This window comes from Pseudaquabacterium pictum (assembly GCF_005403045.1).
Taxonomy (GTDB): Bacteria; Pseudomonadota; Gammaproteobacteria; order Burkholderiales; family Burkholderiaceae_C; genus Pseudaquabacterium; species Pseudaquabacterium pictum.
The window spans coordinates 282,026-302,945 of record NZ_BJCL01000007.1 but is presented as its reverse complement, the minus strand read 5'-3'; the positions used below and the strand labels follow the sequence as shown (position 1 = coordinate 302,945).

The following is a 20,920-nucleotide window of genomic DNA, read 5'->3' as shown; positions in this document are numbered from 1 at the left end:
TTTTTTTTTTTTTTTTTTCAAGCAGAAGACGGCATACGAGATTGTTGACTGTGACTGGAGTTCAGACGTGTGCTCTTCCGATCTACACCTGGGCGCCGTGCCGGCGGCCGCCCGCCTGCTGCGCCAGCTGGGCCCCAAGGCGGTTCTGCTGCTGGGCACCGGCGGCAGCCGCAGCCTGGCGGCGCAGCAGCATGCCGCGGCGATTGCCGCCCACACCGGCTGCCGGGTGCTGGCCGAGTTCTACAACGCCCGCATGCCCGGCGGCCGCGGCACGCCCGGCATCCAGCGCCTGCCGTATGCGGTGGACGCCACCGTGGCCAAGCTGGCCGGCGCCGAGGCCCTGGTGCTGGCCGGCAGCACCGAGCCGATCGGCTTCTTCGCCTATCCCGGCAAGCCGTCGCAGCTCAAGCCGGCCGGCGCGATGCTGCTGGAACTGGCCGCGCCGCAGCACGATGTGCCTGCCGCGCTGGCGGCGCTGGCGGCCGAACTGGGCGCACCGCCGGTGGCCGCGCCGCAGCGGGCGGCGGCCACGGCCTGGCCCAGTGGCCCGCTGACGGCGGAGAGCGCGGCCGCGGTGGTGGCCGCGGTGCTGCCCGAGCAGGCGGTGGTGGTGGACGAGGCGGTGAGCAACGGCCGTGGCTTCGGCGCGGTGATGGTGGATGCCGCGCCGCACGACTGGCTGCAGACCATGGGCGGCGCCATCGGCTTCGGCCTGCCCGGCGGCGTGGGCGCGGCGCTGGGCGCGCCCGGCCGGCCGGTGCTGGTGCTGGAAGGCGACGGCAGCGCCATGTACACCGTGCAGGCGCTGTGGACCATGGCCCGCGAGTCCTTGCCGGTGGTGGTGCTGGTGTTCGCCAACCGGGCTTACCGCATCCTGCAGGGCGAGCTGCAGGGCGTGGGCGCGCAGATCAGCGGCCAGAAGGCCGAGGCCATGCTGTCGCTGGGCAACCCGGCGCTGGACTGGGTGGCCCTGGCCCGCGGCCACGGCGTGCCCGGCGTGCAGGTCGACACCACCGATGCGCTGGCCAAGGCCCTGCGCGACGGCTTCGCCAGCCGCGGGCCCATGGTGATCGAGGCGCTGCTGTAGTCCCTCTCGATCCGGCTCGGGGTTGATCCCAGGGCTGATTCCGTGGCCGGCGGTGGCACGGATCTGGCTAGCGCGGTGACAATAAGCTGACCATTTGGTTAAGTTTTCAGTCCGCCGCACCGCTCTCGCCCATGCATGCACCTGATCGGCCCGCCGCCCCGCCGGCCACCCCCGCACCAGCGGCCACCCAGGCCGCCGTGGACGTGCGCCGCGCCAGCGTTGTCTATCCGTCGGCCGATGCACCTGTGCACGCGCTGTCGGACATCGACCTCACCATCGCCCAGGGCGAGTTCGTCTCGCTGATCGGCCCGTCCGGCTGCGGCAAGACCACGCTGCTGCGGGTGATCGCCGACCTGGAGCCGATCACCAGCGGCACGGTGCTGGTCAACGGCCTGACGCCGCACGATGCACGGCTGGCCCGCGCCTACGGCTATGTGTTCCAGGCGCCGGCGCTGTTCCCCTGGCGCACGGTGCTGGCCAATGTGATGCTGCCGCTGCAGATCCAGGGGCGCGACAAGGCCGCGGCCGAGGCCATCGCCCGCGAGCAGCTGGGTCGGGTGGGCCTGACCGGCTTCGAGAAGAAGTACCCCTGGCAGCTGTCGGGCGGCATGCAGCAGCGGGTGTCGATCGCCCGGGCGCTGGGCTTCGAGCCGAAGATCCTGATGATGGACGAGCCCTTCGGCGCGCTCGACGAGATCACCCGCGACGGCCTGAACGACCAGCTGCAGCAGCTGTGGCAGCGCGAGCGGCGCACGGTCGTCTTCGTCACCCATTCGATCGCCGAGGCGGTGTACCTGAGCACCCGCATCGTCGTGATGAGCCCGCGGCCCGGGCGCATCCTGAAGATCATCGACAGCACCCTGCCCGATGCGCGCACGCTGGACCTGCGCGACACGCCGGAATTCATGGCCCTGGCGCATGAAGTGCGCGAGGGCCTGGCGGACGGTCACGGTGCGGGCCACGGCGGGCACTGACCGGCGATGGCGGCACGCTTGACATTCACCCAACGCTGGCTGCCGGTGGCCACGGTGCTGCTGGCCGTGTTGGCGCTCTGGTATGCCGGTGCCGTCGGTCTGAACAAGGCCGGCGCCATCGAGCGGGTGCTGCCCAACAGCCACCCCAACGGCGACTGGACCGTGTCGGACCTGGTCAGCGTCACGTTGAACATGGAGCGCCCGGTGCTGCCCGCGCCGCACCAGGTGGCGGCCGATCTCTACAGCAGCCTGGTCGACTGGCCGCTGGATTCGCCCCGCAACCTGCTGTACCACGCGGCCGTCACGGCGCAGAGCACGCTGGTGGGCTTCGTGCTGGGCACGCTGCTGGGCGTGGTGCTGGCTGCGGCCATCGTGCACAGCCGCACGCTGGACCGGGCGCTGCTGCCCTGGATCGTCGCCAGCCAGACGGTGCCGGTGCTGGCCATCGCGCCCATCGTGCTGGTGATCCTGGGCAGCCTGGGCTTCAGTGGCGTGGCGCCCAAGGCCACGATCGCGATGTACCTGTGCTTCTTTCCGGTGACGGTGGCCATGGTGCAGGGCCTGCGCGCGCCGCAGAAGATCGAGACCGAGCTGCTGCACACCTATGCCGCCAGCAAGCTGCAGGCCTTCTGGCTGCTGCGCATGCCGTCGGCGCTGCCCTACCTGTTCCCCAGCCTGCGGGTGGCGATCGCCGCCGGCCTGGTGGGCGCGATGGTGGCCGAGCTGCCCACCGGCGCCCAGGCCGGTCTGGGTGCGCGCCTGCTCACCGGCAGCTACTACGGCAACACCGTGGGCATCTGGTCGGCGCTGGTGCTGTCGGCGCTGCTGGGGCTGGCGCTGACGCTGGCGGTGGCGGCGCTGGAGCGGCTGGTGCTGCGGCGGGGGAGGGCGGCATGACCTTCGCCCGCGATGCGTCCACGCCGGTGGCCAAGGCTGTCTTCGCGCTGATCGCCAGCCTGTCGTTGGCAGCGGCCTTCTGGTGGCTGGTGGGCCAGGCGCAGCAGCAGCCGGATTTCAAGCCGGGGCCGCTGGTGGCGCCGTTGCTGGCGGTGCTGTTCATGGCCGGCCTCAGCGTGCGGCGGCTGGCGGCGCTCGATGGCCAGGCCTGGTACGGCACCGCCACCGCCGCGCTGTTCGGCCTGTGGCTGCTGTACTTCTGGCAGGTGGGCGTCACGCTGTTCGATGTGCCGCGGGTGCTGCTGCCGTCGCCGGCATGGATCGGCCAGATGCTGGTCGACCGCTGGGACACCCTGGCCGGCGACTGGGTGCAGACCGTGGGCAAGGCGGTGGTGGTGGGCTGGGCGCTGGGCTCGGGCCTGGGCTTTGCGGTGGGCGTGGCCATCGACCGTGCGCCCTTCCTGCAACGCGGCCTGCTGCCGCTGGCCAGCCTGACCAGCACCGTGCCGCTGGTGGCGGTGGCGCCGATCATGGTGATGTGGTTCGGCTTCGAATGGCCCAGCAAGGCGGCGGTGGTGGTGCTGATGACCTTCTTCCCGATGCTGGTGGCCACGCTGGCCGGCCTGCAGGCCCCGGCGAAGCTGGAGCTGGAACTGATGAAGACCTATGCCGCCGGCTACGCCCGCACCTTGCTGGATCTGCGGCTGCCGATGGCCATGCCTTTCCTGTTCAGCGCGCTGAAGGTGAACGCCACGCTGGCGCTGATCGGTGCCATCGTGGCCGAGTTCTTCGGCTCGCCGACGGTGGGGCTGGGCTTTCGCATCAGCACCGAGGCCGCGCGCATGAACATGGGGCTGGTCTGGAGCGCCATCGTGGTGGCGGCGGTCACCGGATCGGTGGCCTATGCGCTGCTGGTACAACTGGAGCGGCGGGTGGCCTTCTGGCACCCCTCGGTCCGTTCGAAGTGAGTTTGTCTTTTCAACCCAACGCAACACAGGAGCGAGCGATGCAGGCTTTCACGATCAAGGGTGTGGTGCTGGCCGCGGCGGTGGCCGTCTCGGCACTGGCCAACCAGGCCATGGCGCAGGCCGAGAAGGTGGTGGTGCAGATGAAGTGGGTGCCGCAAGCCCAGTTCGCCGGCTACTACGTGGCCGCCGCCAAGGGCTACTACAAGGCTGCCGGCCTGGACGTCACCATCAAGCCGGGCGGCCCGGATGTGAGCCCGGTGCAGGTGCTGGCCGGCAACCAGGCCGACGCCATCGTCAACTGGATGCCTGACGCGCTGGCCGCCCGCGAGGCCGGCGTGCCGCTGGTCAACATCGCCCAGATCTTCGACAAGTCGGGCCTGATGCTGACCTGCAAGAAGGCCAGCGGCGTGGCCACGCCCAAGGACTTCAAGGGCAAGACCCTGGGCGTCTGGTTCGGCGGCAACGAGTACCCGTTCCTCAACTGGATGGCCAAGCTGGGCTACAAGCCCGACACCGATGTGAAGGTGCTCAAGCAGGGCTTCAATGTCGACCCGCTGCTGCAGAACCAGGCCGCCTGCATCAGCACCATGATCTACAACGAGTACTGGCAGGTGGTGGACGCCGGCGTGAAGGAGAGCGACCTGGTCACCTTCTTCTACGAGAAGGAAGGCGTGGCCTCGCTGGAAGACGGCCTGTACGTGCTGGAAGGCAAGCTGAAGGACCCGGCCTTCGTGGCCCGCATGGGCAAGTTCGTCAAGGCCACGCTGCAGGGCTGGAACGATGCGGTGAAGAACCCCGCCGAAGCCGCCAAGATCGTGGTGGCGGCCGATCCGTCGGGCAGCGCCACGCTGAAGGTGCAGGAGCGCCAGATGAAGAACGTGGCCACGCTGATCAGCAACGCCGGCACCGCCAAGATGGGCTACCTGGAGCCGGCCGCCTACGAGCGCACGGTGAAGGTGCTGCTGGCAGGTGGCTCGTCGCCGGTGATCAAGAAGGACCCGGGCAAGGCCGCCTACAGCCACGCAGTCTTCGAAGCCTCGAAGAAGTGAGCTTGTTGCCGTGCTGGATGTGGCTGGACAGTCGGCCGAGGAGGAAGCCCCCAACAAGGGCCTGATCCGCCAGGCCAACGAGGCGCGCATCCTCGGCGCGGGCGAGAAGGTGTTCGCCCGCGCCGGCTTCGTCGGCGCCACCATGGCGGCCATTGCCGACGAGGCCGGCCTGCCCAAGGCCAACCTGCACTACTACTTCGGCAGCAAGGCCGATTTGTACAAGGCGGTGCTGGCGCGCACCCTGCGCGACTGGCTGGTGCCGCTGGACGCCCTGGTGCCTGAAGCCGATCCGGCCGAGGCGCTGGGCGGCTACATCCGCGCCAAGATGGCGATGAGCGCCCAGCGGCCCGACGCCAGCCGGGTGTTCGCCAACGAACTGCTGCATGGCGCGGCGGTGGTTGGCGAGTTGATGCGTGGCGAGCTGCGCGCCATGGTGCAGCAGAAGGCGCTGGTGATCGACGGCTGGGTGGCCGCCGGCCGCATGGCGCCGGTGGACGCTGTCCATCTGTTCTTCACCATCTGGGCCGCCACCCAGACCTATGCCGACTTCGGCGCACAGGTCTGTGCCGTGTTGGGCTGCGACCAACTGGGCCCGGATGACCTGGCCCGCGCCACCGCGCATGTGGTGGGGTTGGTCTTGCGGGGGTGTGGCCTGGCGCCTCCCCCCTGACCCGGGAGGGATCGGCCAAATGGCCGATGGTCCATGCGCCGACGGCTGGGCACGCTGTGCGCCACCAGTGCAGGCATGTGGCCGGCATGCCAGCTCGATCAATTGCCCTCCGATGACGCGCCTCCAACCCTCGATCCGCACGACGCTCGCCACCCTGTGCCTGACCTGGGGCGCCGCGACGGCCGCGGTTCCGGTCGCGCAGCCGCAGAGTTCCATCCGGTTGGAACGTGCCGGCAGTTTTGAGGCGCTCAATGCCAGGGACTTCGGTGCCAGCGCCCTGGCCGCGGACTTCAGAGGCAACGGCGCGTCCGGGTCCACCTGGATCGGTGCCGATGCGCTGGACGTGCCCTTCGTGGCCATCGCAGGTGGTGCGGATGGGCAGGCGTCGTCGCAGGTGTCGGCCAGCCTGTACTACCGCTGGTCCATCGTCGGGACGGGCGCGCCCGGCGAAGCTGTTCCCGTCACCATCACCACGCTGGGCCATGTACGAGGCGCCGTCTCGGCGGATGCATTGCGCCCTGATGTCCGGGTCGACGCCAACATGAACGGCTTCAACCTGCTGGCCACCACCAGTTTCACGACCGCCTTGGCCGATGGCACGTCGGATCGGCGGCAGTATGGTGTTCAGACCGGGATCGGAAGCATCCCGCAGCCGGCCGGCATCCTGCTGGCCCGGTTTGTCGATGCCGGCCAGTCGCGGCCAGGTGGCAGCGACGCCGAATTCGGTCAGGCCAGCTTCAGTCAGACCTTCAGCCTGATGGTCCGGCCGAATGAAACCAACCTCATCTACATGGGCGCGAGTGGCTCGTTCGGCAACTACATCTACAGCGAGACGCTGAGTGCACAGCTGCACAGCATCGTCCCCACGGCCAGCGCACGCTGGAAGTTCAGCGCGTTTGTCGACCCTGTCATCACCATCGACCCCGCCTATGCCGGCCGCTTCAGCCTGGCGCAGAGCGCCATTCCGATGGTGCCGGTCCCCGAGGCCTCCACCTGGGGCCTGATGCTGGCCGGGCTGGGCGTGGTGGTGGGCGCAGCGCGCCGCCGCCGCCGCGCCACCTGAGCCTCAGACTCCCGGCGCCAGCCTTTGGCGCAGATGATCCAGCAACGCCCGGTTGCGCAGCAGGCGCATGCGGTCGGGCGCGGCCACTGCGGTGATCTGGTCGCCGAACTTGGTCACCGGTGTCCAGTCCGGCAACAGCCGCTGCAGCCGGCCGGCGGCCAGGTCGTCGGCGCAGACGTAGAGCGGCAGCAGCGCCACACCCAGGCCGGCCACCGCGGCCTGGGCCACCGCCTCGGGGTTGTTGGCGTGGTAGCGGCCCTGCACCCACACCGTCTGCTGGTCGCCGGTGGTGGCATGGCGCAGCACCCAGGCGTTGTCCGATCGTTCGCGCCAATAGCTCATGCAGGGGTGGGCCGGCAGGTCGGCCGGCGTGGCGGGCGTGCCGGCGCGCGCCAGGTGGGCCGGCGCGGCGCACACCACCCAATCCAGCCGCGCCACCGGCGTGGCCACCAGGTCGGGCAGGCCGGTGGCGCTCATGCGCAGGGCCAGGTCGATGCGCTCGTAGGCAATGTCCATCAGCCGGTCGGCCAGCAGCAGCTCGATCTCGATGGCCGGGTGCTGCGCCAGGAAGGCCGGCAGCAGCGGCGCCAGCACATGCTGGCCCCAGGAGATCGGCGCCGTCAGCCGGATCTGGCCGGACAACTCCTGCCGCAGGTCACGCAAGCGCTCATCGGCATCGGCGACGGCGCGCAGTGCATTGCGGGCGAAGTCGAGGTACGCCTCGCCGGCCGGCGTCAGCGCCACCCGCCGGGTGCTGCGGGCGAACAGCGTGGCCCGCACCGCCTGCTCCAGCTGCGCCACCCGCTTGCTGACCACGCTCTTGCTCACGCCCAGGGCCTGCGCGGCCGCGCTCACGCTCAGGTGTTCGGCCACCTGCACAAAGGCGGCCAGCATGTCGGTGGAGAGGGTCATTGTCGCCAGACCGAGAACAATCGGTTTGCATTGCAGCGGATGTCTTGCGCCAGGTCAATGCCTAGACTGGCCGGCAGGTGCAGCGAGCGCAGCCAGCAGAGCAGCGCCACCGCACTGGTCCAACCCCATCCACTGGAGACAAGCATGCAGGTGTACGCCGACCCGATCACCGTCAACTGCCGCAAGGTGCTGGCAGGCCTCGACTTCCTGGACGCGCCGTTCGAGCGCGTGCATGTCGACTACTTCAAGGGCGAGCAGAAGGAGCCGGCCTATGTCGCGATCAACCCGAATGCCAGCGTGCCGGCGCTGCGCGACGGTGATTTCGTGCTGTGGGAGTCGAACGCCATCCTGCAGTACGCCGCCGACAAGCTGGGCCGCGACGCCGCCTACCCGCGTGACCTGCGCCGCCGCGCTGACATCAACCGCTGGCTGCTGTGGGAGTCGTCGAGCTGGTTCCCCAGCACCTATGTCTTCCTGGTCGAGAACTGCGTGAAGCCGCTGCTCGGCGGCGAGGCCGATGCGGCGGTGCTGGATGCGCAGGCCGTGCAGTTCCACAAGCTCGCCGGCATCCTCGACGCCCGCCTGGCGCAGAGCGCCTGGGTCTGCGGTGATGCGCCCACCATCGCCGACATCGCGCTGGCCGCGCCCATCCACCTGCATGGCTGGCAGAAGCTGCCCCTGGCCGACCACCCCAACCTCAAGCGCTGGATGACCGAGCAGATCGAGCAGATGCCCTGCTGGAAGAAGACCCACGTCGGCACCGGCTTCACCCTCACACCCCCCGCGCAATGACCATGCCGCTGTCCACCCTGGGCCCGGCCGTGCGTGCCACGCTGAACTACAGCGTGGACAACGGCATCCCGCCCGACTACTACTTCTACGAGCCTGACCCGGGCATCCAGCTGAACCCGCCGGGCACCGATGCGCGCGAGGTCGCCATCCACGACGGCTGGCCGCAGGTGGAGAAGTTCTCCCTGGACCGCGAGGGTTTTGAACTGCATGACTTCATCGGCCGCTTCGACCAGTTCGACGACGAGGCGTCGGTCCATGCGCAGTTCTATCCGCAGGTGATCGACCATGTGCAGCGCCACACCGGCGCGAAGCGGGTGGTGGTGTTCGACCACACCATCCGCAAGCGCCTGCCGGCCGACCTGAAGGTGCAGACCGAGGTGCAGCGCCCGGCCGTGCTGCTGGTTCACAGCGACTACACCGTGGCCAGCGGCCCGCAGCGGGTGCGCGACATCCTCGGCCGCGAGGCCGAGCCGCTGCTGATGGGCCGGGTGGCGTTCTACAACGTCTGGAAGCCGCTGTACCAGCGGGTGGAGGAACTGCCGCTGGCCATGTGCGATGCCACCACCCACGACCCGGCCGACCTGCTGCGCATGGACCTGAAGTACCGCGAGCGCACTGGCGAGATCTACGTGATGCGCCATGCGCCGCAGCACCGCTGGGTCTACTTTCCGAAGATGGAGGCCCACCACGCGCTGCTGCTCAAGACCTACGACAGCAGCACCGACGGCCGTTGCCGCTTCATGGGCCACAGCGCCTTCGAGGACCCCACCACGCCGCCCGGCGCGCCCCGGCGCGAGAGCATCGAGGTGCGGACCATGGCGTTTTTTTAGCCAGCACCGGGCCAGGCGCTATGCTGGCCCGCATGACACTCGACACGCTTGAACTGCAGACCGGTGACGCGCCGGTGGCCAGCATCGTGGTGCTGCACGGCCTGGGCGCCAGCGGCGACGACTTCGTGCCCATCGCGCAGGAGCTGGACCTGCGGGCCGTGGGCCCGGTGCGCTTCGTGTTTCCGCATGCGCCGGTGCGGCCGGTCACGCTCAACGGTGGCATGGCCATGCGTGCCTGGTACGACATCCTGGGCCCGGGCGGCAAGTTTGGTGAGGACGAACCCGGCCTGCGGGCCTCGGCCGCCGCCGTGCAGGCGCTGCTGGACCGCGAAGCCGCCCGCGGCATCCCGCCCGCGCGCACCGTGCTGATGGGCTTCTCGCAAGGCTGCGCCATGGCCCTGCTCACCGGCCTGCGCGCGCCGCAGCGCCTGGCCGGGATCGCGGGCCTGTCGGGCTACCTGCCGCTGGCGGCCAGCACTGCGGCCGAGCACAGTGCCGCCAACCGCGACACGCCGGTGTTCCTGGCCCATGGCCGCGTCGACCCGATGGTGGCGCTGGCCCGCGGCACCGCCACCCGCGATGCCCTGCTGGCCCTGGGCCAGCCGGTGCAGTGGCACGACTACCCGATGGCGCATTCGGTCTGCGCCGAGGAGATCACCGACCTGAACCGTTGGCTGCTGCAGGTGCTGGCGCCCTCGGCCCCATGACCCGCATGACGGCCATGCCGCCGCTGCAGCACATCCGCGCCGGTGTGCTGGACATCGCCCATGTCGACGCCGGCCCGCGCGATGGCCCGCCGGTGGTGCTGATGCACGGCTTCCCGTACGACATCCATGCCTACGCCGAGGTGCTGCCGCGGCTGGTGGCCGCCGGCTGCCGGGTGGTGGTGCCCTGCCTGCGCGGCTTCGGACCTACGCGCTTCCTGCACGCCGACACGCCCCGCTCGGGCGAGCAGGCGGCGCTGGGCGCCGATCTGCTGGCGCTGCTGGATGCGCTGGCCATCCCACGGGCTGTTCTGGCCGGTTACGACTGGGGCGGCCGCGGCGCCTGCGTGGTGGCCGCGCTGTGGCCCGAGCGCTGCCGCGGCCTGCTCAGCTTCAACAGCTACAACATCCAGGCCATCGCCAAGGCCATGGTGCCGGACACGCCGGAGAACGAGCGCAGCCTCTGGTACCAGTACTACTTCCACAGCGAACGTGGCCGCGCCGGCCTGGCGCAGGACCGGCGCGCGCTGTGCCGGCTGCTGTGGCGTACCTGGTCGCCCACCTGGGCCTTTGACGATGCCGCGTTCGACCGCAGCGCCGCCGCCTTCGACAACCCCGACTTCGTCGACGTGGTGATCCACAGCTACCGCCACCGCTTCGGCCTGGTGCCGGGTGACCCGGCGCTGGCCGGCATCGAGGCGCGGCTGGCGCTGCAGCCGGCCATCACCGTGCCCACGCTCACCTTCGATGGCGCCGACGACGGCGTGCGCCCGCCGGCGCCCGCATCGCAGCATGCCCACCGCTTCAGCGGTCCGCGGGTGCATGCCGTGGTGCCCGGCGTGGGCCACAACATGCCGCAGGAGGTGCCGGCGCTGTTTGCCGATGCGGTGCTGCGGCTGGTGCGTGGCGAGGTGGTCTGACCACAGGTCACCGGTGTGACGGTGGCGGGCCGCCGCCGCCGCCTATGCTCATCGCCTGATCCACACCGCAGGCATTCCATGGGCTACAGCACTCTCTCCTGGCAGATCGACGACCGCGTGCTGACGCTGACGCTGAACCGGCCCGACCAGCTCAACGCCTTCACCACCACGATGGCCGAGGAGCTGATCGACGCCTACCACCGCGCCAGCGCCGACGATGCGGTGGCCGCGGTGGTGGTCACCGGCGCCGGCCGCGCCTTCTGCGCCGGCATGGACCTGTCGGTGGGCGGCAATGTGTTCGGCCTGGACGAAGGCCTGAACCCCAGCCTGGAGCAACTGAACACCCTGTGGGACGACCCCGCCATCGTGCAGGGCGTGCGCGACACCGGCGGGCGGGTCTCGCTGGCGGTGTACGACTGCAAGAAGCCGGTGATCGCCGCGATCAACGGTGCGGCCGTGGGCATCGGCGCCACGATGACGCTGCCGATGGACGTGCGCCTGGCCAGCGACAAGGCCCGCATCGGCTTCGTCTTCGGCCGCATCGGCATCGTGCCCGAGGCCTGCAGCACCTGGTTCCTGCCGCGCATCGTCGGCCAGCAGCAGGCGCTGGACTGGATCTACAGCGCCGACATCCTGACGCCGGAGCAGGCCCTGGCCGGCCGGCTGGTGAAGGCGGTGGTGCCGGCGGACCAGCTGCTGGCCGAGGCCCATGCGCTGGCGCACAAGTACATCGACGGCCGCAGCCCGGTGTCGGTGGCGCTGATGCGCCAGATGCTGCTGCGCAATGCCGCGCTGCCGCACCCGCGTGATGCCCACGCCATCGAGTCGCTGGCCATGCTGCACACCAGCCGCAACGACGGCAAGGAAGGTGTGGCCGCCTTCAACGACAAGCGCGCGCCGGCCTTCACCGGCCGCGCCTCCGACGGCCTGGGCGACTTCTACCCCTGGTGGTGAGCCCGCCGCCGCAACGACAACAACCGCAGGAGACAAGCATGGAACGTCAGGTGTGTGTGGTCACGGGCTCGTCCTCGGGCATCGGCGCGGCCACGGCCCGGCTGTTTGCCAGCCGGGGCTGGAACGTGGTGGTCAACTACTCGCGTGAGGCTGCGCCGGCCGAGGCGGTGGCTGCGGAATGCAGGGCGTTGGGTGCCGAGGTCCTGGTGGTCAAGGCCAACGTGGCCGAGGACGCCGACTGCCGCGCCCTGGCCGCCGCGGTGGATGCGAAGTGGGGCCGTTGCGATGTGCTGGTCAACAACGCCGGCACCACCAAGTTCGTGCATGTGCGCAATTTCGACGGCCTGGACGCTGCCGACTTTCAGCGCATCTACGGCGTCAATGTGGTCGGCGCCTTCCAGATGGTGCGGGCCTTCACGCCGCTGCTGAAGAAGCACCCCGGGTCGGGCGTGGTCAACATCTCGTCCATCGCCGCGGCCACCGGCCTGGGCTCCTGCCTGGCCTATGCCGCCAGCAAGGGCGCGCTGAACACGCTGACCATGTCGCTGGCCCGGGCCCTGGGCCCCGAGGTGCGGGTCAATGCCATCGCCCCTGGCCTGGTGGAGACACCCTGGCTGCAGAACGGCATGGGCGCCGAGAAGTACGCCGCCGGCGTCGAGGCCTACAAGGTCCGCTCGGCGCTGGCCGACATCATCCTGCCCGAAGACATCGCCACCACCGCCTGGTACCTGGGCGTGGATGCCCGCAAGACCACCGGTGAGGTGCTGCTGGTGGATGCCGGCACCAAGGTGCCGCCACCCTGAACGTCGTGCCGAGGCCGTCGTCGGGCCGGCCCGGGCTGCCGTGGGATCATCGGCGCCCCATGGCCAAGCGCGACGACTCCTCCACCCGCCCTGAGATGCCGCCGTGGCGGCCGGTGACTGCCCGCCAGCGGCTGTGGCTGGTGGTGATCACCCTGCTGACGGTGCTGGGCCTCACCCATCTGCTGCAGCGCCCGCACCAGTTGCTGGTGGCCGAGAAGGCTGCCCGCGAGGCCGCCGCCTGCCGGCAGGAGGCGGCCAGCCGCCCCGCCGGCTGCCCGGGCGCCCGCATGCCGGTGCTGGTGCTGCCACCGGCGGCCAGCGCGCCGCGCTGACGCGGGCCGCGGCTGCGCATCAGCCGTCGGTGGCCGCAGGCGTGGCGGGCGGCGCGTCCACGGCCGGCCCGGTGCCGCAGGCCGGCGCCAGCTGCACCAGCGCCCGCTTCAAGCCGGCGGAGCTGGGTGTCTCGACGAACACGCAGCGCTTGCCGGTGCGCTTGCAGTGGTCCTTCACCCGCCAGTAGGCGTTGTGGCTGACGCAGCCGGTCTGGCAGATCACCAGGTCGGCGGCGGCCAGGGTGGCGTCCAGCCGGGCGCTGCTGTCGCGCTCGCCGCCGTCGTGGTGGATGAAGCGCGCACCGCTGCGCTCGATGATCAGGCGGTACAGCGGCACGGCCGAGGCCCGGCCGCCCACGCACAGCACCGCCTGGTTGTCCAGCCGCACTGGGGTGGTGGGCGGGTCGGCATCGCTGCCGGCGGCGGGGCTGTCCTGGTCGGTCTCCGCCTCCGCTGCAGCAGAGCCGCTGCGCTCGGCCTGCAGCTGGCTGGCCAGCGTGGCCACCAGGCGCTGGGCGCGCTCGGCCTCGTGCCGGGCCTGCAGGCACTGGCGTTCCAGCTGCTGGATGCGGTCGGCCTGGGCGGCGTTCTCGGCGACCAGCTTGCTGCGCGCGGCCAGCCCGGGCACGGCCGCCTCCAGCGCGGCCTGGGCTTCGCGCAGCTGCGCCAGCTGCAGGTCCTGCGCCATCAGCCGGGCCCGCAGCTGCATGGCCTCGGCCTGGTGCGCGGCCTGGCGCTGCTGGTGCTCGGCCGCCAGCTGCTGGTGGCGGGCCTGGGCAGCGCCCAGGGCACGGCCCAGCACCGCGTTTTCGTCGATCAGGGCTTCCAGCCGGTCCATGTCGATCCGGGTGGCCATGCCGGCCTGGTGCTGCAGCATGTGCATGTGGCCCAGCACGCAATCCTCCAGTGCCGGCGTGCAGCGCGGGTGCGTCAGCGTGGCCCAGAACGCGCCGGCCAGGCTCTGGCCGGCGGCCTGGTCGTGCCCGTGCAGGGCGGCATCCCACCAGGCGGCCAGGGCCTCGGTGGTCTTGGCCTGGGCAGCATGCCGCAGCGGCAGCGCATAGCGGCGGTCCAGCTCACGCTGAAGGGCCTCGGCCACCGCGCTGCGCTGGCGGCAATCGGCCACCACACTGCAGTGCAGCGCGTAGTCGTCGGCCTGCGGGCGCGGGCCGTTCAGCCGGTCGACCAGGCGGCGCAGCGCCTGGATGGGCAGGCACACGCCCACCACCGGGCAGTGCGCGGCACCGGGCAGATCCCACAGCCGGCGCCGGCGCGAGCCGGTGGCCGCCTGCGGTGCGGCGGGGTCAGCACCGGCGGTGGCCGGCGGGTGTGGCGCGGTCAGCGCCGTCAGGCGGGGTGTGGAGCGGGGAAGGCACATGCCCCATGCTAATGCGAACAATTCGCATTAGCAAGCGATCTGCATGCGCCAGACGTGGCGCGGGCGGACCGGTCCCGGCCGTCAGCTGGCCGTGTGCTCCACGTGGAAGGCGGCCACCGCCTGGTTCAGGCCGGCCGCCTGGTCGCGCAGGCTCACCGCCGCGGCGGTGCTCTGCTCGGCCAGCGCCGCGTTCTGCTGGGTCAGCGCATCCAGCTGCTGCACCGCCGCGCCCACCGCGCTGACCGAGTCGGCCTGTTCGGCGCTGGCCTGGGCGATCTCGCCGATGATCTGGGTGACGCTGCGCACCTGGTCGACGATGCCCTGCACCGCGTTGCCGGCCTGCTGCACCTGGCTGGAGCCGGCGGCGATCTTGCCCACGCTGGTGTCGACGATGGCCTTGACCTGGTGGGCTGCAGCGGCGCTCTTCTGCGCCAGGGCGCGCACCTCGCTGGCCACCACCGCGAAGCCGCGGCCGTGCTCGCCGGCGCGGGCGGCTTCCACCGCCGCGTTCAGCGCCAGGATGTTGGTCTGGAAGGCGATGCCGTCGATGACGCCGACGATCTCGCCGATCTGCCGCGACGAGGCCTCGATGTCGTTCATCGTGTGCACCACGTCGCCCACCAGCTGGCCGCCCTGGGCGGCCACGGCGCTGGCCTCGCCGGCCAGCGCGCTGGCATGGCGGGCCGAGTCGGCGTTCTGGCGCACGGTGCTGGTCAGCTCCTCCACCGCGGCGGCGGTCTGCTGCAGCTGCGAGGCCTGCTGCTCGGTGCGGCCGCTCAGGTCCTCGTTGCCGCGGCTGATCTCGCTGGAGCCGGTGTGGATCTGCGCCGCGGCGCCCTGGATGTTGCCGATGATGCCGGTCAGCGTCTGCACCATCGCGCCCAGCGCGCCCATCAGGCGGGCCGTCTCGTCATTGCCCTGGGTGGCCGGCACCCGCACCAGCTGGCCCTGCGACACCGCCTCGGCCACCCGCACCGCGGCATCCAGCCGGCGGGTGACGGTGGCCACGGTGCGCCAGCTGATCGCCGCCGAGACCACGATGATCAGCGCCGCGATGCCCAGGATCGCGGTCAGCGACTGCTGCACCCGCGCATCCACCGCAGCCGTCACCTCGGTCTGGCGCGCCGCCATGCTCTTGACCTGGGCCTCGCCCAGGCTGGCCTGCTTCTGCGCCGTGTCCTTGAGCTTGTCCAGCGATGCGGTCATGGCCGCCTCGCTGCCCAGCAGGCTGCGCTTGGCAGTGGCCACCTTGTCGACCGAGCCACCCACCTCGGCCATGCGGGCGATCGCGGCATCCACCTGCCCGGCCAGCTGCGGCTTGCCCATCTTCACCAGGCCGGCGCGCATGGCCACCATGTTCTGGCCCAGACGCTTGTTCAGGGCGACGATGTCGGCCTGCGCGGTCTCGGCCTCCTTGGCGTTGGCGGCCAGCATCAGCAGGCGCAGGCTGCCCACCATCTCGCGGATGTCCAGCGAGACCTCTTCGCTGGTGACGACCACGCCGCCGGGCTCGTTGCGGGTGCGCAGTGCCGCCTCCAGCGCCTGGCGCTGCTTGGCGGCCTGCACCTCGGTGTTGTCGAGCACGGTGTTGAGCTTGTTGCCGGCAGCTTCGACCGGATCGAGGATGGCCTTGCGCTGCCTGGCATAGGCCTCGGCCGCGTCGGGCTTGCTGGCCAGCACGTTGGCGCGCAGCGCCAGCAGGCCGCTGCCGTCCTTGGCGAAGCTGTCCATCAGCGTCGCCGCCAGCGCACGGGTCTCCTTCAGCGGGTCGTCGCCGGCGGTCTCGGGCGTCAGGCGGACGATGCCGTCGACCGCGCTCTTCATCTTCTCCTTCAGCGGGTTCAGCCGGAAGCGGTTGCTCACCGTGTCGGCCTCGGCCACGACGATGGCCACCTCCTTCAGCCGGCTCTGCGCCGACAGCACGCTCTTCATCGTGTTGGACAGGCGGCGGCTGGCGTCCTGCGCCGCATCCGCCGTCTTGCCGGCCTCCACGCCGATCTGCTTGACCGAGGCGCGGGTGGCGCTGATCGCCTCCTCGGCCTTGCCCAGGGCCACGCGGGCGGCCTCGGTCTCCTTCTGGTAGGCGGCGGTGTCGGCCAGGCGCTGGGCCACGGCCTTGCCGATCTCCGCCTGGCTGGCGCGGAAGTCCACCGCCTCGCCACCGGCCTTCGGGTCCAGTGCCACCAGCTCGCGCCGCAGCTGCTCGATGGCCTTCAGGTCACCCTCGGCGGCCTCGCCGGCCTGCGTGGCCTCGGTGGTGTTGCGTGCCAGGCTCAGCTTGAGCAGCCGGCCCATGGCGCGCTCGGTGCGCTCCTGCAGCTCGTAGGTCTTGCTCTGCAGCGGCGCGGCCTGCGAGGTCAGGCCCCGCAGGTCGGTCTGGATGGACGTGACGGCGAAGTAGCTGACGCCGGCCACGCAGACCAGGCCGGCGGCCGAGAAGCCGGAAAGCGCCAGCAGGCGGTGGGAGATCTTCATGGTGGGCTCGGCAATGGACGTGCGGATCAGCGCAGCTTGGTGATCTTGCCGCCCTGGATCTGGGTCAGGAACACGTCGGACAGGGCCTGGTGGTTGTTGGCGGCAAAGCTCAGCTTCAGGCCGCCCAGGTCGTGGCCCTGCATGCCCTGCAGCGCCTTCACGAGGCCGGCGCGCTCGGGCTGGGCACCGGCGCGCTCCAGCGCGGCCACCATCACCTTGGCGGTGATGCAGCCCTCGAAGTTGACGAAGCCCAGCTTGCCGCCGCCGTTGGCGGCCAGGGCCTCGCGGCATTCACGCTGGATGGGCAGGTCGTTGTCGTCGGGGAACGGCACCACCTGGCTGATCACCACGCCGTCGCCGGCGGTGCCGACATCGCTGACCAGGTTGTCTGTGCCCACGAAGCTGACCGTGGCCAGCTGCGACTTCAGGCCGGCGGCGCGGGCTTCGCGGATGAAGGCGGCCAGCGGCGCATAGGTGCCCACCATCACCACCGCATCGGGCTTGGCGTCCAGCATCGCGGCCAGGCCGGTCTTGATGGCCAGGGTGTTGCGCTGGAAGCTGCCCTTGGCGGCAATGGCCATGCTGCGCTTCTTCAGCGCCTTCTCGGTGCCCGACAGCACCGCGCTGCCGAAGCCGTCGTCCTGGTAGAACACCGCCACGCTCTTGGCGCCCTTGGCGATGAAGTGGGCCACCAGGGTCTCGGCCTCGTCGTCGTAGCTGGCACGCACGTTGAACACCTGCGGCGTCACCGGCTGGCGCAGGCTCATCGCGCCGGTGAAGGCGCCCACCAGCGGCACATCCATCTCCTTGACGATCGGCAGCACCGCATTGGCCGTGGGCGTGCCCACGTAGCCGAACAGCGAGAACACCTTCTGCTGCTCGATCATCTTCAGCGTCTCGTCGATGGCCTTGTCCGGCTCGTAGCCGTCGTCGCCGACCAGCAGGTTGATCTGCCGGCCGTTGACGCCACCCTTGCCATTGACGGCCTTGAACACCGCCTCGGCGCCCTGGCGCATGCCCTTGCCCAGGCCGGACGCGGGACCGGTCTGCACATTGACCATGCCGATCTTCACCTCGGTGGCGCTGAGGCCGTCGGTGGCGAGGGCAGGTTGCAGAAGAACGGCCAGACCGAGGCCGACCAAGGTGGGGATGAAGGGCGTGCGCATCGAGAACTCCGTCGGGGTGGACCGCCCGGGACCATCCACGGGCTTGCTTTGCGTCAAGGCGCGACCACCTGCAGGTGGGCCGTCGCTACGCTGGTTGTCGGCCCGTTGGACGCACCGCTTGATGCGGGCGTCCGATGGAGTTCTCAATCTGGTCTGTCAGGAGTTCTTGACAGTGTCAGCTCAGTCACGCACAACGCCGGCGCGTTCGAGCATCGCGTGCAACAGGACGTTGCAGCCGGCTTCGATGTGTTCGGGCTTGGCGTCCTCGATCTCGTTGTGGCTGATGCCGTCCTTGCAGGGGATGAAGATCATGCCGGCCGGCGCCAGCCGGGCCATGTAGACGGCGTCATGCCCGGCGCCGCTGACGGCCTGCATGTGGCTGTAGCCCAGCTTCTCGGCCGCGCGGCCCACCGCCTCCACGCAATCGGCATGGAAGGGCTGGGCCGGGTAGGCGCTGACCGGCGTGATCTCGATCGGCAGGCCGCTCTCGGCGCTGAGCTTCGCGGCCACTGAGCGGATGTCGGCATCCATCGCGTCGCACAGCGCGTCGCTGGCATTGCGCAGGTCGATGCTGAACTTCACCCGGCCGGGGATGACGTTGCGGCTGTTCGGGTGCACGTTGACCATGCCCACCGTGCCGCGCCCGTGCGGCGGGTGGCGGTGGGCGCAGGCCACCACCTCCTGCATCAGCCTGGCGGCCACCTGCAGCGCATCCTTGCGCAGCGCCATCGGCGTGGGACCGGCATGCGCCTCCATGCCGGTGACCACGCAGTCGTACCAGCGGATGCCCAGCACGCCGGTCACCACGCCGATGGTCTTGGCGTTGTCCTCCAGCACCGGGCCCTGCTCGATGTGGGTCTCGAAGTAGCTGCCGATCGGGTGGTCACCGGGCTCTTCGTCGCCGATGTAGCCGATGCGTTCCAGTTCGCCCTTCACCGTCTTGCCCTCGGTGTCCGTCGCGGCGTAGGCGTGATCCAGCGTGAAGGCCTTGGCGAACACGCCCGAGCCCATCATCACCGGCACGAAGCGCGAGCCTTCCTCGTTGGTCCACCAGGCCACCTCGATCGGCGCCTCGGTCTCGATGCCGGCGTCGTTCAGCGTGCGCACCACCTCGATGCCGGCCAGCACGCCGTAGTTGCCGTCGAACTTGCCGCCGGTGGGCTGGGTGTCGATGTGGCTGCCGGTCATCACCGGCGGCAGGCTGTTGTTGCGGCCCGGCCGGCGCAGGAAGCCGTTGCCGATCTTGTCGATGGTGATGGTCATGCCGGCCTCCCTGGCCCAGCGGCTGACCAGGTCGCGGCCCTGCTTGTCCAGGTCGGTCAGCGTCAGGCGGCAGACGCCGCCCTTGGCGGTGGCGCCGATCTGGGCCAGTTCCATCAGGCTGTCCCACAGCCGCTGGCCGTTGACACGCAGGCCGGCGATCTTCTCCGGAAGGGGGGTGGTCTTCATGTCCATGGCGTGCTCCTTCTTCAGCGGGCGACGGGAACCGGCTGTTCCAGCTCGGCCTTGCGCGCCAGCGGCGCGAACTGCGGCGCGAATGGCGGCCGCTTGATGTACTGGCCGGCGCCGCGCACCGCGCGCAGGTCGCCGTCGGCCCACACCAGGCTGCCACGGCTCAGCGTGTGGGTGGCCCGGCCCTGCACCGTGCGGCCCTCGAAGATGTTGAAGTCGCCCAGGCTGTGCTGGGTCTTGACCGACAGCGTCTGCGTGGCCTTGGGGTCCCACAGCACCACATCGGCATCGGCGCCGGGGGCGATGCAGCCCTTCTTCGGGTAGACGTTGAACAGCCTGGCAGCGTTGGCCGAGGTGACGGCGACGAACTCGCTGGGCGTCAGCTTGCCGCCGTTCACGCCCTCGTGCCACAGCACGGCCATGCGTTCTTCCACGCCGCCGCAGCCGTTGGGGATCAGGCTGAAGTCGGCCTTGCCAGCGGCCTTCTGCTCGGCGCAGAAGGTGCAGTGGTCGGTGGCGGTGGTGTGCAGGCTGCCGGCCTGCAGGCCGCGCCACAGCATGTCGCCATGGCCCTTGGGGCGGAAGGGCGGGCTCATCACATGGCCGGCGGCGTATTCGAAGCTGGGGTTCCGGTACACGCTGTCGTCCAGCACCAGGTGGCCGGCGAGCACCTCGCCGTAGACCCGCTGGCCACGCGCGCGTGCGGCGGCAATCGCGGCGGCGCTTTCGGCACACGACACATGCACCACGTAGATCGGCACGTTCAGCACATCGGCAATCGCGATGGCGCGCTGGGCGGCCTCGGCTTCCACCGCCGGCGGGCGGGACAGCGGGTGGCCCTCGGGCCCGAAGATGCCCTTGGCCTTCATCTCGGCCTGCAGCAGGTAGACCAGCTCGCCATTCTCGGCATGCACCGTGGGCATGGCGCCCAGCTCCAGCGCACGGCGGAAGCTGTTCACCAGCGTCTCGTCGTCGCACATGATGGCGTTCTTGTAGGCCATGAAGTGCTTGAAGCTGTTCACGCCCTCCTCGGTCACCAGCGTGCCCATGTCGCGGTGCACGCTGTCGCTCCACCAGGTGACGGCGACGTGGAAGCTGTAGTCGCCGGCCGACTTCTCGGCCCAGCCGCGCCACTTGCGGTAGGCGTCGATCAGCGGCTCCTGCGGGTCGGGGATCACGAAGTCGATGATCGTCGTGGTGCCGCCGGCCATGGCTGCGGCGGTGCCGCTGTAGAAGTCGTCCCGCGTGACGGTGCCCATGAAGGGCAGCTGCATGTGGGTGTGCGGGTCGATGCCGCCGGGGATGACGTAGCGGCCGCCGGCATCCAGCGTCTCGCAGCCGGCGGGCGTGGCCAGGTCGGTGCCCACGGCGGTGATGCGGCCGCCTTCGCACAGCACGTCGGCGCGGAATTCACGGTCGGCATTGACGACGGTGCCGCCACGGATCAGCAGGGGTTTCATGCGGTCTCCAGCTCGGGGAATCGGGCGATGGTTG

Annotated in this window: 20 protein-coding genes; 14 read left to right on the top strand and 6 right to left on the bottom strand. The window is 70.5% G+C overall.

The genetic code is table 11. From position 1 onward, the window contains the following. Positions 1-67 precede the first annotated feature (67 nt). The 7 genes from FFT10_RS28935 to FFT10_RS15530 all read left to right on the top strand — a co-directional run bounded on the left by FFT10_RS28935 (position 68) and on the right by FFT10_RS15530 (position 6,708). Complete coding sequence (locus tag FFT10_RS28935) at positions 68-1,087, top strand: acetolactate synthase large subunit (protein ID WP_162520814.1); 1,020 nt, start codon at positions 68-70, stop codon at positions 1,085-1,087. A gap of 131 nt (positions 1,088-1,218) precedes the next feature. Next, on the top strand, positions 1,219-2,061 hold the full coding sequence (locus FFT10_RS15555; protein ID WP_137733757.1) for an ABC transporter ATP-binding protein: 843 nt from the start codon (positions 1,219-1,221) through the stop codon (positions 2,059-2,061). A gap of 18 nt (positions 2,062-2,079) precedes the next feature. Next, the gene (locus FFT10_RS15550; protein WP_228027128.1) at positions 2,080-2,958 is read left to right on the top strand and encodes an ABC transporter permease; all 879 of its coding nucleotides are present in this window, start codon (positions 2,080-2,082) and stop codon (positions 2,956-2,958) included. Further along, complete coding sequence (locus tag FFT10_RS15545; protein WP_137733755.1) at positions 2,955-3,926, top strand: ABC transporter permease; 972 nt, start codon at positions 2,955-2,957, stop codon at positions 3,924-3,926. Before FFT10_RS15550 ends, FFT10_RS15545 begins: the two co-directional genes overlap by 4 nt. A gap of 38 nt (positions 3,927-3,964) precedes the next feature. After that, entirely contained in the window at positions 3,965-4,975 is a 1,011-nt protein-coding gene (locus FFT10_RS15540) for an ABC transporter substrate-binding protein (protein ID WP_137733754.1), read from the top strand. A 10-nt stretch (positions 4,976-4,985) separates the two neighbouring features. After that, positions 4,986-5,645, top strand: a complete 660-nt coding sequence (locus FFT10_RS15535; RefSeq protein ID WP_228027127.1) for a TetR/AcrR family transcriptional regulator — start codon at positions 4,986-4,988, stop codon at positions 5,643-5,645. 112 nt (positions 5,646-5,757) lie between these two features. Continuing rightward, on the top strand, positions 5,758-6,708 hold the full coding sequence (locus tag FFT10_RS15530; RefSeq protein WP_162520813.1) for a PEP-CTERM sorting domain-containing protein: 951 nt from the start codon (positions 5,758-5,760) through the stop codon (positions 6,706-6,708). Positions 6,709-6,711: 3 nt separating this feature from the next. Here the strand turns inward: FFT10_RS15530 and FFT10_RS15525 are convergent, their stop codons facing one another. Next, complete coding sequence (locus tag FFT10_RS15525) at positions 6,712-7,620, bottom strand: LysR family transcriptional regulator (RefSeq protein ID WP_137733752.1); 909 nt, start codon at positions 7,618-7,620, stop codon at positions 6,712-6,714. 144 nt (positions 7,621-7,764) lie between these two features. On the opposite strand from FFT10_RS15525, the gene FFT10_RS15520 reads away from it, so the two are divergent. The 7 genes from FFT10_RS15520 to FFT10_RS15490 all read left to right on the top strand — a co-directional run bounded on the left by FFT10_RS15520 (position 7,765) and on the right by FFT10_RS15490 (position 12,955). Beyond that, on the top strand, positions 7,765-8,412 hold the full coding sequence (locus tag FFT10_RS15520; protein ID WP_162520812.1) for a glutathione S-transferase family protein: 648 nt from the start codon (positions 7,765-7,767) through the stop codon (positions 8,410-8,412). A gap of 2 nt (positions 8,413-8,414) precedes the next feature. Then, positions 8,415-9,242 (top strand): CmcJ/NvfI family oxidoreductase, encoded by an 828-nt coding sequence (locus FFT10_RS15515; protein ID WP_137733750.1) that lies wholly within the window; start codon positions 8,415-8,417, stop codon positions 9,240-9,242. A 32-nt stretch (positions 9,243-9,274) separates the two neighbouring features. After that, positions 9,275-9,949 (top strand): alpha/beta hydrolase, encoded by a 675-nt coding sequence (locus FFT10_RS15510; RefSeq protein WP_137733749.1) that lies wholly within the window; start codon positions 9,275-9,277, stop codon positions 9,947-9,949. Positions 9,950-9,954: 5 nt separating this feature from the next. Beyond that, on the top strand, positions 9,955-10,866 hold the full coding sequence (locus tag FFT10_RS15505) for an alpha/beta fold hydrolase (protein ID WP_137733774.1): 912 nt from the start codon (positions 9,955-9,957) through the stop codon (positions 10,864-10,866). 78 nt (positions 10,867-10,944) lie between these two features. Then, on the top strand, positions 10,945-11,820 hold the full coding sequence (locus tag FFT10_RS15500; protein ID WP_137733748.1) for a crotonase/enoyl-CoA hydratase family protein: 876 nt from the start codon (positions 10,945-10,947) through the stop codon (positions 11,818-11,820). Positions 11,821-11,858: 38 nt separating this feature from the next. After that, positions 11,859-12,623, top strand: a complete 765-nt coding sequence (locus FFT10_RS15495; protein ID WP_137733747.1) for an SDR family NAD(P)-dependent oxidoreductase — start codon at positions 11,859-11,861, stop codon at positions 12,621-12,623. Between the two features lie 59 nt (positions 12,624-12,682). After that, positions 12,683-12,955 carry a hypothetical protein gene (locus FFT10_RS15490; RefSeq protein ID WP_137733746.1) on the top strand — a complete coding sequence of 91 codons (273 nt, stop codon included), beginning with the start codon at positions 12,683-12,685 and terminating at the stop codon, positions 12,953-12,955. A 19-nt stretch (positions 12,956-12,974) separates the two neighbouring features. Here FFT10_RS15490 and FFT10_RS15485 read toward each other — a convergent pair whose 3' ends face one another. From FFT10_RS15485 to hydA, 5 genes are all read right to left on the bottom strand, one after another. Then, positions 12,975-14,333, bottom strand: a complete 1,359-nt coding sequence (locus tag FFT10_RS15485; protein WP_137733745.1) for a DUF2325 domain-containing protein — start codon at positions 14,331-14,333, stop codon at positions 12,975-12,977. Positions 14,334-14,414: 81 nt separating this feature from the next. Continuing rightward, complete coding sequence (locus FFT10_RS28035) at positions 14,415-16,808, bottom strand: methyl-accepting chemotaxis protein (protein ID WP_137733744.1); 2,394 nt, start codon at positions 16,806-16,808, stop codon at positions 14,415-14,417. Positions 16,809-16,834: 26 nt separating this feature from the next. Beyond that, complete coding sequence (locus tag FFT10_RS15475) at positions 16,835-17,974, bottom strand: ABC transporter substrate-binding protein (protein ID WP_137733743.1); 1,140 nt, start codon at positions 17,972-17,974, stop codon at positions 16,835-16,837. A 180-nt stretch (positions 17,975-18,154) separates the two neighbouring features. Next, positions 18,155-19,423: a Zn-dependent hydrolase gene (locus tag FFT10_RS15470; protein ID WP_137733773.1), complete on the bottom strand. Its 1,269-nt coding sequence runs from the start codon at positions 19,421-19,423 to the stop codon at positions 18,155-18,157. A gap of 20 nt (positions 19,424-19,443) precedes the next feature. Next, complete coding sequence (hydA, locus tag FFT10_RS15465; protein ID WP_137733742.1) at positions 19,444-20,886, bottom strand: dihydropyrimidinase; 1,443 nt, start codon at positions 20,884-20,886, stop codon at positions 19,444-19,446. Positions 20,887-20,920: the final 34 nt, after the last annotated feature.